This window comes from Pseudomonas sp. DP-17 (assembly GCF_022380625.1).
GTDB lineage: Bacteria > Pseudomonadota > Gammaproteobacteria > Pseudomonadales > Pseudomonadaceae > Pseudomonas > Pseudomonas nitroreducens_A.
Genome location: NZ_JAKSXG010000003.1, coordinates 376,609 through 389,749, shown reverse-complemented (window position 1 = coordinate 389,749; position 13,141 = coordinate 376,609). Strand labels below are relative to the sequence as shown.

Annotated in this window: 13 protein-coding genes; 8 read left to right on the top strand and 5 right to left on the bottom strand. The window is 65.9% G+C overall.

The window, feature by feature from the left end; all coding sequences use genetic code 11:
• Positions 1-10: 10 nt before the first annotated feature.
• Positions 11-367 (bottom strand): 6-carboxytetrahydropterin synthase QueD, encoded by a 357-nt coding sequence (queD, locus tag MJ122_RS09170; protein ID WP_017516521.1) that lies wholly within the window; start codon positions 365-367, stop codon positions 11-13.
• A gap of 107 nt (positions 368-474) precedes the next feature.
• Positions 475-2,034 carry a nitric oxide reductase transcriptional regulator NorR gene (norR, locus tag MJ122_RS09165; protein WP_088421478.1) on the bottom strand — a complete coding sequence of 520 codons (1,560 nt, stop codon included), beginning with the start codon at positions 2,032-2,034 and terminating at the stop codon, positions 475-477.
• Positions 2,035-2,205: 171 nt separating this feature from the next.
• Here norR and hmpA point away from each other — a divergent pair, with 171 nt between their 5' ends.
• Genes hmpA through MJ122_RS09150 form a run of 3 tightly spaced genes read left to right on the top strand, consistent with a single transcriptional unit; the run spans position 2,206 to position 4,872 of the window.
• Positions 2,206-3,387, top strand: coding sequence for an NO-inducible flavohemoprotein (gene hmpA, locus MJ122_RS09160; RefSeq protein WP_239743854.1), 1,182 nt, complete (start codon positions 2,206-2,208; stop codon positions 3,385-3,387).
• A 50-nt stretch (positions 3,388-3,437) separates the two neighbouring features.
• Complete coding sequence (locus MJ122_RS09155) at positions 3,438-3,695, top strand: transmembrane sensor/regulator PpyR (protein WP_081520504.1); 258 nt, start codon at positions 3,438-3,440, stop codon at positions 3,693-3,695.
• Entirely contained in the window at positions 3,682-4,872 is a 1,191-nt protein-coding gene (locus MJ122_RS09150; protein WP_239743852.1) for an NnrS family protein, read from the top strand. The genes MJ122_RS09155 and MJ122_RS09150 overlap by 14 nt, the downstream gene beginning before the upstream one ends.
• A gap of 160 nt (positions 4,873-5,032) precedes the next feature.
• Here the strand turns inward: MJ122_RS09150 and MJ122_RS09145 are convergent, their stop codons facing one another.
• Together MJ122_RS09145 and MJ122_RS09140 are read right to left on the bottom strand one after the other, a co-directional pair.
• Complete coding sequence (locus tag MJ122_RS09145; protein ID WP_239743850.1) at positions 5,033-5,413, bottom strand: DUF5329 domain-containing protein; 381 nt, start codon at positions 5,411-5,413, stop codon at positions 5,033-5,035.
• A gap of 32 nt (positions 5,414-5,445) precedes the next feature.
• Positions 5,446-6,528 (bottom strand): patatin-like phospholipase family protein, encoded by a 1,083-nt coding sequence (locus MJ122_RS09140; protein ID WP_239743848.1) that lies wholly within the window; start codon positions 6,526-6,528, stop codon positions 5,446-5,448.
• A 147-nt stretch (positions 6,529-6,675) separates the two neighbouring features.
• Between MJ122_RS09140 and MJ122_RS09135 the strand changes: the two genes are divergently transcribed.
• Genes MJ122_RS09135 through MJ122_RS09120 form a run of 4 tightly spaced genes read left to right on the top strand, consistent with a single transcriptional unit; the run spans position 6,676 to position 9,288 of the window.
• Entirely contained in the window at positions 6,676-6,984 is a 309-nt protein-coding gene (locus MJ122_RS09135; protein WP_017516514.1) for a PepSY domain-containing protein, read from the top strand.
• Positions 6,984-7,298 carry a PepSY domain-containing protein gene (locus MJ122_RS09130; protein ID WP_239743845.1) on the top strand — a complete coding sequence of 105 codons (315 nt, stop codon included), beginning with the start codon at positions 6,984-6,986 and terminating at the stop codon, positions 7,296-7,298. Before MJ122_RS09135 ends, MJ122_RS09130 begins: the two co-directional genes overlap by 1 nt.
• Positions 7,298-7,972: a response regulator transcription factor gene (locus MJ122_RS09125; protein WP_017516512.1), complete on the top strand. Its 675-nt coding sequence runs from the start codon at positions 7,298-7,300 to the stop codon at positions 7,970-7,972. Before MJ122_RS09130 ends, MJ122_RS09125 begins: the two co-directional genes overlap by 1 nt.
• Positions 7,969-9,288 (top strand): sensor histidine kinase, encoded by a 1,320-nt coding sequence (locus tag MJ122_RS09120; protein ID WP_172419297.1) that lies wholly within the window; start codon positions 7,969-7,971, stop codon positions 9,286-9,288. Before MJ122_RS09125 ends, MJ122_RS09120 begins: the two co-directional genes overlap by 4 nt.
• A 72-nt stretch (positions 9,289-9,360) precedes the next feature.
• On the opposite strand, the gene MJ122_RS09115 is transcribed toward MJ122_RS09120, so the two are convergent.
• Entirely contained in the window at positions 9,361-11,505 is a 2,145-nt protein-coding gene (locus MJ122_RS09115) for a methyl-accepting chemotaxis protein (protein WP_239743843.1), read from the bottom strand.
• Positions 11,506-11,796: 291 nt separating this feature from the next.
• On the opposite strand from MJ122_RS09115, the gene MJ122_RS09110 reads away from it, so the two are divergent.
• Positions 11,797-13,116, top strand: a complete 1,320-nt coding sequence (locus tag MJ122_RS09110) for a Na+/H+ antiporter NhaC family protein (RefSeq protein WP_239743841.1) — start codon at positions 11,797-11,799, stop codon at positions 13,114-13,116.
• Positions 13,117-13,141 lie beyond the last annotated feature (25 nt).

Sequence of the window (13,141 nt, the reverse complement as noted above, 5' to 3'; positions counted from 1 at the left end):
TTATCGCGACTCAGTCGCCGCGGTATTCGCAACCGCTGGTGCAGGTCTCATGCACGCGCACCTTGGACAGCTCCGGCAGCAGCGGCTTGAGCTGTTGCCAGATCCAGCGGCAGAGGTTCTCGCTGGTCGGGTTCTCCAGGCCGGGAATGTCGTTCAGGTAGTTGTGGTCGAGCTGGTCGTAGATCGGCTTGAAGATCTGCTTGATCTCGGCGAAATCACGAATCCAGCCGGTATGCGGATCGACCTCGCCTTCGATATAGATGGCGGCCCGGAAGGAGTGACCATGCAGGCGTCCGCACTGGTGCCCTGCTGGAACGTGGGGCAGGCGGTGGGCGGACTCGAAGGTGAATTCCTTGAACAATTCCAAAGTAGCGTGCTCTGTGACGATCGCCGGCCCTGGAACGGGCCGGCCGGAAAATGGGCGCATAGTCTATCACTATCGCGCCCTTCGGGCCGGCCGATCCGGCCAGCGGCTCACTTGATCGCCAGGCGTCTTGCCAGGCGGTTGAGGTTGGCGCGGTCCAGGCCCATCTCACGGGCGACGGCTGCCCAGTTGCCTTCGTGGCGCTCCAGGCTCTGGCTGATCATCCGGCGCTGGAATGCGTCCACCGCCGGGCGCAGCTCGCCGACCATGCCCACACCGGAGGTGTCGTCGCCTTGGCTCGCCTCCACATTCGGAACGCCCTTGTGCAGGGCATTCAGGGTGAGATCGTCGACGCCCAGGCTGAGGATGCGCGAGCGCTGCGAGTGGTTTGCCAGTGCCTTGAGGGAAGCGCGGCCGATCAGGTGTTCCAGTTCGCGCACGTTGCCCGGCCAGGGGTAATCGAACAGCGCGGCCTGGGCTTCGCGGGTCAGGCGCAGGCTGCGCAGCCCCAGGCGTGGGCGGTTCTGTTCGAGGAAATAGCCGGCCAGGAGCAAGACGTCATTGCCGCGTTCGCGCAGCGGCGGAACGCGCAACGGGTAGACGCTCAGGCGGTGGTAGAGATCGGCGCGGAAGCGGCCGGCACGGACTTCCTCGGCAAGGTCGCGGTTGGTGGCGGCGATCAGGCGCACATCCACGTGATGTTCGCGGTCCGAGCCCAGGCGCTGCAACTGGCCGCTCTGCAGCACGCGCAGCAGCTTGGCCTGGATCGCCAGCGGCAGCTCGCCCACTTCATCGAGAAACAGGGTGCCGCCGTCGGCCAGCTCGAACTTGCCGCGTCGCTCGCCGACTGCGCCGGAGAAGGCGCCACGGACGTGGCCGAAGAGTTCGCTTTCCACCAGGGTTTCCGGCAGCGCCGCGCAGTTCAGGCTGATCAGCGGCTGGGCGCGTCGCAGCGAATTGGCGTGGATGGATTGGGCGACCAGTTCCTTGCCGACGCCGGTTTCGCCGGTGATCAGCACGCTCAGGTCACTGCCGGCCACTACCTGGATTTCCTTCATCAGCGCCTGGTGCGACTTGCTCTGGCCGATCAGTTCCCTGGGCTGATCGCCGGAGGCGCGCTGGTAGGCGTCGGCGCGCTGCTGCTCGTGCTCGGCGCGCTGGGCCAGGTCGGTCATGCGCTGGCTGGCCTTGACCGTGGCAGCGGCGAGGCTGGCAAAGGCTTGCAGGTTGTCCAGGTCTGCGGTGGAAAAGCGCTCGGGGTCCAGCGCATCGAGCGTCAGCAGGCCCCAGGGCTGTTCGTCGACCAGCAACGGGCAACCGAGGCAGTCGTGGACTTCAAGATGGCCGTGCAACCCCTCCACCAGCCCGTCGTAGGGGTCGGGCAGGCCGCAGTCGGCAGCGAAATGCGTCGGGCCGGGATGCTCGATGAGGGCGCGCAGGCGTGGATGTTCGCTGATCTTGAAGCGGCGGCCGAGAGTGTCCTGGCTCAGGCCATCGACGGCCAGCGGCACCAGTTGGTCGCCTTCCAGTCGCAGCAGGGCGGTGGCATCGCACGGCAGCAGGTCGCGCAGCGCTTCCAGCAGACGGCGATAACGTTCGCTTTCCGGCAGTTCGCGGGACAGGTCGGCCACCAGGGGGAGGAGGGTGGCCAGTAGCGGGTTTCGAGTCATTTTGACCTCTATGCAGTCATTCTGACGCTGGTCAGTAGGGGTCATTATGACTCTATTTCCATTAAAGGTCCCGTGATTACTGGGCTGCGGGGTTGGCACGCTTCCTGAAATACCTGAGGCAGAGAGCACAGGCGACCCCACTCACCGCCTGGCCAACCCGAGGAGATCCACATGCTGTCCAACGAACACCGTACCCTGGTCAAGGCTACCGTCCCGCTGCTGGAGACCGGCGGAGAAACCCTGACCCAGCACTTCTACAAGATGATGCTCAGCGAGTACCCGGAAGTTCGTCCGCTGTTCAACCAGGCGCACCAGGTTTCCGGCGATCAGCCGCGCGCGCTGGCCAACGGCGTGCTGATGTATGCCCGCCATATCGATGAGCTGGAGCAGCTCGGCCCGCTGGTGGCGAAGATCGTCAACAAGCACGTTGCCTTGCAGATCCAGCCGGAACACTACCCGATCGTCGGCAGCTGCCTGCTGCGCGCGATTCGCGAGGTCCTCGGCGAGGAGATTGCCACCCAGGAGGTGATCGACGCCTGGGCCGCCGCCTATGGCCAACTGGCCGATATCCTGATCGGCGCCGAGGAATCGGTGTACCAGCAGAATGCCGAGCAACCTGGCGGCTGGCGTGGCGCCCGGCGCTTCCGCATCGTGCGCAAGGAAGTCGAGAGCGAGGAGATCACCTCCTTCTACTTCCAACCGCTGGATGGCGAGTCGCTACTGGACTTCCAGCCCGGCCAGTACATCGGCCTGTCCCTGGAAATCGGCGGGGAGGAGGTCCGCCGCACCTACTCGCTGTCCGACGCGCCCAACGGCCGTGAGTACCGTATCAGCGTGAAGCGCGAGCCCGAAGGTAAGGTTTCCAACTACCTGCACGATCGCCTGAACGTGGGTGACGAGCTCGACCTGTTCCCGCCGGCGGGCGATTTCGTCCTGCGGGACGGCGACAAACCGCTGGCCCTGATCACTGCCGGGGTCGGCATCACTCCGGCACTGGCGATGCTCAAGCCGGCCCTGGCGTCCGGTCGCGAAGTGCACTTCATCCACTGCGCCCGCCACGGCGGCGCGCATGCATTCCGCGAGTGGGTCGAGGCGCAGTCCGACGCGCATCCGCAGCTCAAGCATTACTTCTGCTACAGCGAGCCGCGTTCGCAGGACGCATCCCATGCCGAAGGCTTCCTCAGCCGCGAACTGCTGGCCGACTGGCTGCCGGAAGACCGCGACCTGGACGCCTATTTCCTCGGTCCCAAGCCGTTCATGGCCCAGGTGAAGCGTCACCTGCGCGAGATCGGCGTGCCCGAGCAACAGTCCCACTACGAGTTCTTCGGCCCGGCCAGCGCGCTGGAGGCCTGAACCTGAGCGCCGGCCCGATGGCGGGCCGGCGCAACCCGAGGAGGTGTGTGATGGAAAGTCTTTTCGCCTGCCCACAACGCAATCTGTCGATGTCCTGGTCGCTGCTGACCGGCGGGCTCGTCCTGCTGCTGCTGGGGATCGTGGGAGCCTATTTCGTCGATGGCCATCTGAACCTGCAGAGCATTGTCGCAGCGCATGCCTTCACCATCCTCGGCCCGACATTATTGAAGCTGGGCTACGTGCTGCGGCTGGTGGCTCAACATCAGATGCGCAAGGAAGGCTGGGAGGCTTGCTGTGTTACTGGTTGATCGAAAGGCTCTGCTGACCATACCGCCCCTGTGGCGCCTGGGCTTTCGCCCGTTCTTCCTCGGCGGCGCGGTGTTCGCGCTGATCGGCATCGCCGCCTGGGCGGCCGTGCTGCTCGATGTGCTGCCGGCCTGGCAACCACTGGGGGGCTGGCTGGCCTGGCACCGCCATGAAATGCTCTTCGGCTTTGCGGCGGCGATCATCGCCGGTTTCCTGCTCACCGCGGTGCAGACCTGGACCGGTCGCCCCGGCATCAGCGGCAAGCCGCTGATGGTGTTATCGCTGGTCTGGCTGGCAGCGCGGGTGGGCTGGCTCGTGGGAGCGCCGCTGTGGCTGGTCACCGTTCTGGAGCTGGCGTTCATGCCGGCGCTGGCGTTCTTCATCGGTCGCAGCCTGTGGCAGGTCCGCCAGAAGCGCAATTATCCGGTCATCGCCGTGCTGGGCCTGATGACACTCGCTGACGCGCTGGTGATGGCCGGCATCTGGGCCGGCAACGATGCCTGGCAACGTGGCGGTGCGCTGGGTGCGTTGTGGCTGGTGGCGGCGCTGATGGGCCTGATCGGCGGCCGCGTGATTCCCTTCTTCACCCAGCGTGGGCTGGGCCGCACGACTCAGGTGCCGGCCTGGAACTGGCTGGATAACGCACTGCTGGGCGGCACGATGCTGGTGGCGGTGCTGAGCGCAATCGGCATCGGCCTGGCTCCGCACCCGCTGGTCGGCCTGCTGTTCGCCGCGCTGGCGGTCGGGCACCTGATCCGCCTGTGGCGCTGGTACGACAACGACTATTGGGGCGTGCCGCTGCTCTGGTCGCTGCACCTGGCCTACCTGTGGATGATGCTGGCCCCGGCGGGCATGGCGCTGTGGCACTTCTCGCCGACCTTCAATCCGAGCCTGGCGATCCACATGCTCACGGTGGGCGGTGTGGGCGGGCTGATTCTGGCGATGATCGCGCGGGTCAGCCTTGGCCATACCGGCCGCCCGCTGCAACCGCCGAAGTCGATGTCGCTTGCCTTTGGGTTGCTTAACCTGGGGGGCGTTGCACGGGTGCTGCTGGTCATCTGGTGGCCGCTGGGAGGTCTGAGCATCGCGGCGGTGTGCTGGGTGGCGGCCTTCCTGATGTTTGCCTGGTACTACGGCCCGATGTTCTGGAAGCCGCGGCTGGATGGGCAGCCGGGCTGATCGGAGTGATGCGGTAACGCTGTCTTCGACGGCGGTTCGCGGGCATGGCCCGCTCCTGGATGAACCGGCTAGGGTAGGAGCGGACGCTGTCCGCGATGATTTTCCGCCCGCTGAGCGGCCTCGGGCCAATCTCGGACGGAGTCCGCTCCGACGGTAATGCTCAGTTGCCTGGCGGGGCCTGGCGCAGCCGCTTGAGTTCGTCATTCAGCCAGGCGCTGGCGTCCTGTTTGCCCGCCGGGCAATCGACCTGGTAGCGCTGGCCGCTCATGCTGCTCTTGGTCGCGGCGCGCTCGATGAAGTCTTCCGCGCTGCTCACCATGTCCCTGTTTTCCAGATAATCCAGCTTCTTCTGCAGGTGCGCGCGCGCCTCGGCGGCCGGGTACTCGCTGCCGTTACGGATGAACTGGCAAGCGCTGTGCTCGACGAAGTCCAGCAGTTGGGTGATTTCCTGCTGCGCCTTTGCATCGACGGCGGCCTGCGTGCCCGTGCCGACGAGCAGGAGAGAGATCAGGAGCGAGCGAAGCATTGGAGAGTGAGTCATGGCGGTTCCTTGCCGGAGGGTGAAGCCGCCAATTATGTCAGCGGCTGCAGGCGTTCGCCGAGGCGACCGCTGTCTACCAGTTCAAGGAACTCGTCCCCCATCCGCTGGCTCTCGTCCATTGCCTTGCGCCAGTAGCGCTCGCGACCGGCGTCGTCGCCAAGGTAGCGGTGGAAGTCCTTGCGGTCGGGCAGCTTGTTGTGGGGCAGGCGCGCCAGGTAATCCCTTGACGGTGCCAGCAACAGTACATCCTGCAGGCGGCCGGCGTCGCCACGGCGCCAGGGAAGGCCCTTGTCGAACCAGCCGGGGATGACCTTGTCGGTAAAGTGCGGGTAGAGCACCACGCCGTCGGGTTGGTAGGGCAGGTCCAGGTGGTAGTCCAGCAGTCCTCCGTCGCGGTAGGTGCCAGGGCCGGCGCCGGGGATGTCGCGCACGCCTTCCATGACCATGGGGATGGAGCCCGATGCGAGCAGGGCGTGGCGCAGGTTGGCGAGGTCCAGGTGCAGATAGCGCGAGGGGAAGTCCGACAGCGCCTCCAGCGGCGGCGCGCGGCGGGCGTCATGAATGATCAGCCGCTCGAAGTGCCGGTGCAGGTGGCGGCGGCCCACCAGGTTGTCGCGGATCACCGCGCCCAGGCCCAGCCCCAGGTTGGCCTTGCCGTCCTGCGCAAGTCGTCCGTGGCTCTTCACCACGACCACGTTGAGGCGGTACCAGGGGTTATCCAGCACCTTGGCGTCATGGCCATCGAGCAGGTCGTCGAGCATCGTCGCACAGCTTTTCGACACGTCGCTGATGCTCGCATTACGGGCAAAACGCTGCTGCGTGTACAGCTCGCCCAGGCGGCGAATGCCCTCGGCCGGGTCTGGCAGGCAGGCGCTGGCGAAGCGCCAGGAGCCGATGGAGGCGCCGATCAGCGAACGCTCGCGCGGTGCGCGCGGCAGCCATTCACCGAACAGCGCGAGGTCCAGGCCCTGGATGCCCAGCGCCTTCGGGCCGCCGGCGGCGCCGGGAAGAATGCCGACATCGGCGGGGGCCAGCCCTTGTTCGCGGATGCGCTGGAGCGCTCGGCTTCCGGCCTTGAGGGTGAGGGCAGGGGTCTTGATCTGGATGGCGGTCATGCGGGCCTCGCTGTGGCAGGCCGCGATTATAGAGCCTGTGGGCCAGGAGCAAGGATACTTCACGGAGTGAATGTCCCTTGTCGATTCAGCTTGAATTAAGTCCTTCTCCGTAGTCTGACAGCCGTGAAATTCTGACGAGGTACGCTCATGAAATGGCTGCTGATCCTGACCGCGCTTTCCGCCCTGCTGCTGGGCGCAGGCGTTGCCACGGCCCACGACATTGGCCCGGACGAGGCTTTGCGCCTGCGCGATGCCGGCACCATCCGCAACTTCGAGGAGCTGAACCGCACCGCGCTGGCCAAGCATGCCGGCGGTTCGGTGTACGATAGCGAGCTCGAGCTGGAGCATGGCCGCTATCTCTACAAGGTCGACATCAAGGACGCCCAGGGCGTGAAGTGGGATGTCGAGCTGGATGCGGTCACCGGCGAAGTCCTCACCGATCACCAGGATGACTGATGAAGACCGTTCTGCCCCGCGTGGTGCTGCTTGGCCTGGCGCTCGTCGCCATGGCTGGCGTCGCGCAGGCCCATGACCTGAGCCAGGACGAAGCCCTGCGCCTGAGCAAGGAAGGGGTGATCCGCCCCTTCGAGGAAATCCTCCCCGCCGCGCTGGGCCGTTATCCCGGCTCGCGCCTGCTCGAAGCCGAGCTGGAGAAGGAGCACAACACCTACATCTACGAGGTGGAGCTGCTGACCACCGAAGGCGTGGTGCGCGAACTGGAACTGGATGCCCGCGACGGTCGCATCCTCAAGGATAAGGAAGACGACTGATGCGCCTGCTGCTGGTGGAAGACCACGTACCCCTGGCCGATGAGCTGCTGGCAACCCTGACCCGCCAGGGTTATGCGGTGGACTGGCTGGCCGACGGCCGCGATGCCGCCGTGCAGGGTGCCAGCGAACCTTACGACCTGGTGATCCTCGACCTCGGCCTGCCGGGCCGCCCCGGCCTGGAAGTGTTGCAGGAGTGGCGTGGCATGGGACTTTCGATACCGGTACTGATCCTCACCGCGCGCGGCTCCTGGGCCGAGCGCATCGATGGCCTGAAGGCCGGTGCCGACGATTACCTAACCAAGCCGTTCCATCCCGAGGAGCTGCTGCTGCGCATCCAGGCGCTGCTGCGCCGTGCCCGCGGGCTGGCCAACCAGAGCCAGCTGGAAGTGGCCGGCCTGAGCCTGGACGAGTCGCGCCAGTGCGTGCAACAGGGCGGCAAGGAGGTCGACCTGACGTCCGCCGAGTTCCGCCTGCTGCGTTACTTCATGCTTCACCCCGGCCAGCTTCTGTCGAAATCGCACCTGGCCGAGCACCTGTATGACGGCGAAACCGAGCGCGATTCCAACGTCATCGAGGTCCATATCAACCACCTGCGCCGCAAGCTTGGCCGCGAGGTCATCGAGACCCGCCGCGGCCAGGGTTATCGCTTCACCGGCAACGGAGTCGGCCGTTGATGTCGATCCAGCGCCGGCTCGGTCTCGGGCTCGGCGTGGTGCTGGTGGTGGTCGGCCTGGCCTTGGCTCAGGCGGGCATCTGGCTGTTCGACCAGGGCCTGCGCCGCTATCTGGTGAATGGGCTGCAGGACGAGGCGGAAAGCCTGCTGGTGGGCATCACCCGTGGCCCGGCGGGGCTGCAACTGGACGGCCAGCGTGTCGATGCGGCCTATGAGCGGTTGTTCTCGGGGCGCTACTTCGTCATCCGCTTCGACGACCAGACCTGGCGTTCGCGCTCGCTATGGGACAACGAGCTGAAGCTGCCGTCGCACAAGGGGCTGGCCAGCAAGCTGGAAAAAGGTCCGGATGGCCAGCGCCTGCTGGTCTATCGCGGCGACTACAAGCGTTACGGCAAGCACTTGAGCATTGTCGTCGCGCAGGACTACACGCCCGTCCTCAAGAGCTTCAATCGTTTGCGCAACATCGGCCTGGGCGCCGGCGCGCTGGCGTTACTGCTGATCCTGGTGTTCCAGGGGTTCACCGTGCGCCGCTCGCTGCGCCCGCTGGAGCGCGTGCGCCAGCAGATCGCCCAGTTGCAGGAAGGCCAGCGCAGCCAGCTGGACAGCCAGGCGCCGCGCGAGCTGGAGCCACTGGTGGAGCAGATCAACCACTTGCTGCAGCACACCGAGGACACCCTGCGCCGCTCGCGCAATGCGCTGGGCAATCTCGGCCACGCGCTGAAGACGCCCCTGGCCGTGCTGATCAGCCTTGCTGACCGCGAGGAACTGCGCGACCACCCCGAGCTGCGGCGCGTGCTGCAGGAACAATTGGAGCAGATCGAACAGCGTCTGGCGCGTGAATTGGGGCGGGCGCGGTTGGTGGGCGAAGCGCTGCCCGGCGCCCACTTCGATTGCGATGCGGAGCTGCCGAGCCTGTGCGACATGCTCAAGCTCATCCATGGTGACCATCTCGCCATCGACTGGCAGGCGCCACCCGCAACCCGTCTGCCATATGACCGGGAGGACCTGCTGGAAATGCTCGGCAACCTGCTGGACAACGCCTGCAAATGGGCCGACGGCCAGGTGCGGTTGACGGTGGAGAAGGGCGCTGAGGCCTACTGGTTGAGCGTGGAGGACGATGGTCCCGGCATTGCCGAAGACCAGCGTGACAGTGTGCTGGAGCGTGGCACGCGGCTGGATGAACAGGTGGCCGGTCATGGCCTGGGCCTGGGGATCGCGCGGGATATTGCGGCGGCCTGTGGCGGTGGTCTGCGGCTTGAAGGCAGCGAGCTGGGCGGGTTGCGTGTGGTGGTCGAGTTGCCGCGCCGTGCGGTCTGATCGCGTGCCGACCTTGCCGGCGTAACGCGGGCATGGCCCGCTCCGGCGGGAGCGGGCCTCATCTTCCGGGCATCAGACGCGGAACTGATCCATCAACCCCTGCTGATGGTTCGCCAGCTTGTTCAGCGACTGGCTGACCTGCGCCGATTCCTGCGCCTGGCTCGACAGCGATTCGGTCACGTCACGGATGCCAGCGACGTTGCGGTTGATCTCCTCGGCCACCGCGCTCTGCTCTTCGGCGGCGCTGGCGATCTGCAGGTTCATGTCGGTGATCACCCCCACCGCGTCGCCGATGCGCTTGAGCGCAGCCACGGCCTGCTCGACCTGGGACACGCTGTCCTGCGCCTGGCGATGGCTGTTGCTCATCGCGCCGACCACATCACGGGTGCCGTTCTGCAGGCCCTCGATGACCTGGCGAATTTCCTCCACCGAATCCTGGGTGCGCCTGGCGAGGTTGCGCACCTCGTCGGCGACCACCGCGAAGCCGCGGCCGGCTTCACCGGCGCGGGCCGCTTCGATGGCGGCGTTGAGGGCCAGCAGGTTGGTCTGCTCGGCGATGCCACGGATCACTTCCAGCACCGAGCCGATCTGCTCGCTGCTGGCTGCAAGGCCTTCCACTTGGCTCATGGCGCTGCTCATGTCGCTGGCCAGTTCGTCGATCAGGCGGGTGGTGTTATCGATCACGCTCAGGCCATCGCGGGTCGCGCCGTCGGCGCCACGGGCAGCGTCGGCGGCCATGGCGGCGCTGTTGGCGACGTCGTGGGCGGTGGCGCTCATTTCCTGGGAGGCGGTGGCGACCTGGTCGACTTCGCGGAACTGCTGCTGCATGCCGGCGCTGGTCTGGCTGGCGATTTCCGAGGACTGGTCTGCGGTGGCACGGGCATCCTGCACCGAGGATTTCACGTCGCGGATGATCGGCTGCAGCTTGTCGAGGAAGCGGTTGAACCAGCCGGCCAGTTCGCCCAGCTCGTCCTTGCCGCTGTAGTCCAGGCGCTTGGTCAGGTCGCCTTCGCCACTGGCGATGTTGCGCAGCATGGCGGCGACGTTGAGGATCGGCCGGGTCACGCCACGGGCGGTAAGCCACATGGCGAACAGGCCGATCAGGATGGCGATCAGACCGAAGCCGAGCTGGTAGGCGGTGCCCTGCGTGCGCTGGTCGTCCAGTTCGTTCTGCAGCTCGATGGCCGGGCCGAGCAGGACATTCTGCGGGACTTCCAGCAGCACGCCCCAGGGCTTGGAGCCGGGGATCGGTTGCAACGGCTCGACCACCCGCAACTGGTCGTCCTGGCGGAACACCTGCTCATGGTTGGCGGCGATGGCCTGCAGCAGCTCAGTGCCCTGGTTGGGATAGACCTCCTGCAGCTTCCTGCTCAGCTTGCTGGCGTCTGCGCTGTGGCCGGCGAGCAGGCCCGCGGCGCTGACGATGCTCACGCGGCCCTGGCCGTCGTACAGCTCCCGGCTGCCCTCGATGCTGATCTCCTGCAGCTTCTCCATGCTGATGTCCAGGCCCATGACGCCGATGACCTTGCCGTCCAGCTCCAGCGGGAAGGCGATGCTGGTCATGAGCATCTTCTTCTTGCCCACTTCGTCGAAGTACGGGTCGAGCACGCAGGGCTGGCCGGTGGTCTTGGGGCAGGTGAACCAGGCGTTGTAAGCGCTGCCGCTCGGGCCGGGGCTGGTGTCCTGCAGCAGCGACTCGGCCATGGCTTCGGATTCCAGGTGGCCCGGCGTGGCCTGGGACCAGTAGATGGAGAAGCGCCCCGCGTCGTTGCTGCCCAGCTCGCCCTGGCCGGCGAAGAGCTTGTCCTTGCCATCCAGCGCATCGGGTTCGAAGGCGACGTAGAGGCCCAGCAGTTCCGGGTTGCCTTCCAGCGCCGTCTTCACCTGGCGGGTCAGGTCTTCGCGCAGGTCATAGGCGTCGAGGAAGCGCTTCTGCGCCTGATCGCGCAGGAAGAGCACCTGCCGCGAGAAGCCCTTGCCATACTGGTAGGCGTCCATGATGTAGCGCTGGATGCGCATGGCCTGGACTTCACCGCGCGATTGCAGTCGCGCCTTGGCCGCTTCATCGAGCATTTCGGTGCTCGATTGCTTGACCAGCGCGGTGCTGTGTTGGGTGCGGTAGACGGACAGACCGGAAAGCAGCGAGACGACGCCGAGCAGGCAGAGCCCGGCGAGCAACGTGATCTTCCACTGGATGGAGAGACGGCGCAGCAACATGGAGAGGGGTCCTTGTTTTAACGAAACCTCGGGAATGCCCGGTATATCGGCTTTTCCCGCATCTTCTTGACCCGTGACGGGGCGAATCGCCAGAAAACAGGCGATTCTGGCGTGCTGTTATGACGGCCGGCGACTTTCAGGCAAAAAGCGTGCGCACTTCGGTGAAAATCCCGCCGCCAATTGCCGAAACGTCCTGATTCGACACGGGTTTTGACACCTCGCCGAGTGTTTGGCAGAGTGCGCGCCTTTTGTCCGCGCCCTGCGCGGCGATCCGTGAGAGGAGTGATAGAGATGAATGCGGTGTTGATCGCCATTGGCCTGATGCTGGTGCTGAGCCTGTGTCGCGTGCATGTGGTGGTCGCACTGATCGCCGGCGCGGTGGCCGGTGGTTTGCTGGGTGGCCTGGGCATGGACGGCACGCTCAAGGCATTCAACGAAGGACTGGGGGCCGGTGCGACGGTGGCGCTGTCCTACGCCATGCTGGGCGCCTTTGCCGTGGCCATCGCGCGCTCCGGAATGGCGCACGCCCTTGCCGATCGTGCCCTGGCAATGCTCGGCCACCACGAGGCCAATGGCTCCGGCGCCTTCAAGTGGATGATGGTCGGCCTGCTGCTGGTGGTGGCAATCTCTTCGCAGAACATCCTGCCCATCCACATCGCCTTCATTCCGTTGCTGGTGCCACCGCTGCTCTACGTGCTGACCCGCCTGCAGATCGACCGCCGGCTGATCGCCTGCGTCATCACCTTCGGCCTGATCACGCCCTACATGTTCCTGCCGGTTGGCTTCGGCAACATTTTCCTGAACCAGATCCTGCTGGCCAACGTCGAGCGGGCGGGTGTGAGCGTGCAAGGCATCAATGTCACTCACGCCATGCTGATTCCAGCGCTGGGGATGGTCTGCGGCCTGCTGATGGCGGTGCTGTTCAGTTACCGTCGCAAGCGTGTCTACGATCTGGAGCGCATCGAACAGGTCGAGCGGGTCGATACGCCCTACAGCAGGATGAGCCTGGTGGTGGCAGGCGTCGCGGTCGCGTCGGCCTTTGCCGTGCAACTGCTGCTGGACTCGATGATCCTCGGTGCGCTGGTGGGTTTCCTGGTGTTCTCGCTGTCCGGCGTGGTGCGCTGGAAGGAAGCGGACGACCTGTTCACCGAAGGCATGAAGATGATGGCCATGATCGGCTTCATCATGATCGCCGCCCAGGGGTTCGCCGCGGTGATGACCGCCACCGGGCAGGTCGCGAGCCTGGTGGACAGCGCCGCCGGCTGGATCGGCAGCAGCAAGGCGCTGGGCGCCTTCATGATGCTGCTGGTGGGTCTGCTGGTGACCATGGGCATCGGCTCGTCCTTCTCCACGGTGCCGATCATCGCGGCGATCTTCGTGCCGCTGGCGGCGCACCTGGGCTTCAGTCCACTGGCCATTGTCAGCATCGTCGGCACAGCCGGAGCATTGGGTGACGCCGGCTCGCCGGCATCGGACTCCACCCTCGGTCCGACCTCCGGGCTGAACGTGGACGGCCAGCACAACCACATCTGGGACACCGTAGTGCCCACCTTCCTGCACTACAACCTGCCGCTGCTGGCGTTCGGCTGGGTGGCGGCCATGGTGCTTTAGCGCACATGAGCGCAGGGAGCGCGCT

Bases quoted from the DNA above. Each gene is read 5' to 3' on its own strand.
- norR (WP_088421478.1), bottom strand. From the start codon at position 2,034: ATGACTCGAAACCCGCTACTGGCCACCCTCCTCCCCCTGGTGGCCGAC.
- hmpA (WP_239743854.1), top strand. From the start codon at position 2,206: ATGCTGTCCAACGAACACCGTACCCTGGTCAAGGCTACCGTCCCGCTG.
- MJ122_RS09155 (WP_081520504.1), top strand. From the start codon at position 3,438: ATGGAAAGTCTTTTCGCCTGCCCACAACGCAATCTGTCGATGTCCTGG.
- MJ122_RS09145 (WP_239743850.1), bottom strand. From the start codon at position 5,413: ATGACTCACTCTCCAATGCTTCGCTCGCTCCTGATCTCTCTCCTGCTC.
- MJ122_RS09140 (WP_239743848.1), bottom strand. From the start codon at position 6,528: ATGACCGCCATCCAGATCAAGACCCCTGCCCTCACCCTCAAGGCCGGA.
- MJ122_RS09135 (WP_017516514.1), top strand. From the start codon at position 6,676: ATGAAATGGCTGCTGATCCTGACCGCGCTTTCCGCCCTGCTGCTGGGC.
- MJ122_RS09130 (WP_239743845.1), top strand. From the start codon at position 6,984: ATGAAGACCGTTCTGCCCCGCGTGGTGCTGCTTGGCCTGGCGCTCGTC.
- MJ122_RS09125 (WP_017516512.1), top strand. From the start codon at position 7,298: ATGCGCCTGCTGCTGGTGGAAGACCACGTACCCCTGGCCGATGAGCTG.
- MJ122_RS09115 (WP_239743843.1), bottom strand. From the start codon at position 11,505: ATGTTGCTGCGCCGTCTCTCCATCCAGTGGAAGATCACGTTGCTCGCC.
- MJ122_RS09110 (WP_239743841.1), top strand. From the start codon at position 11,797: ATGAATGCGGTGTTGATCGCCATTGGCCTGATGCTGGTGCTGAGCCTG.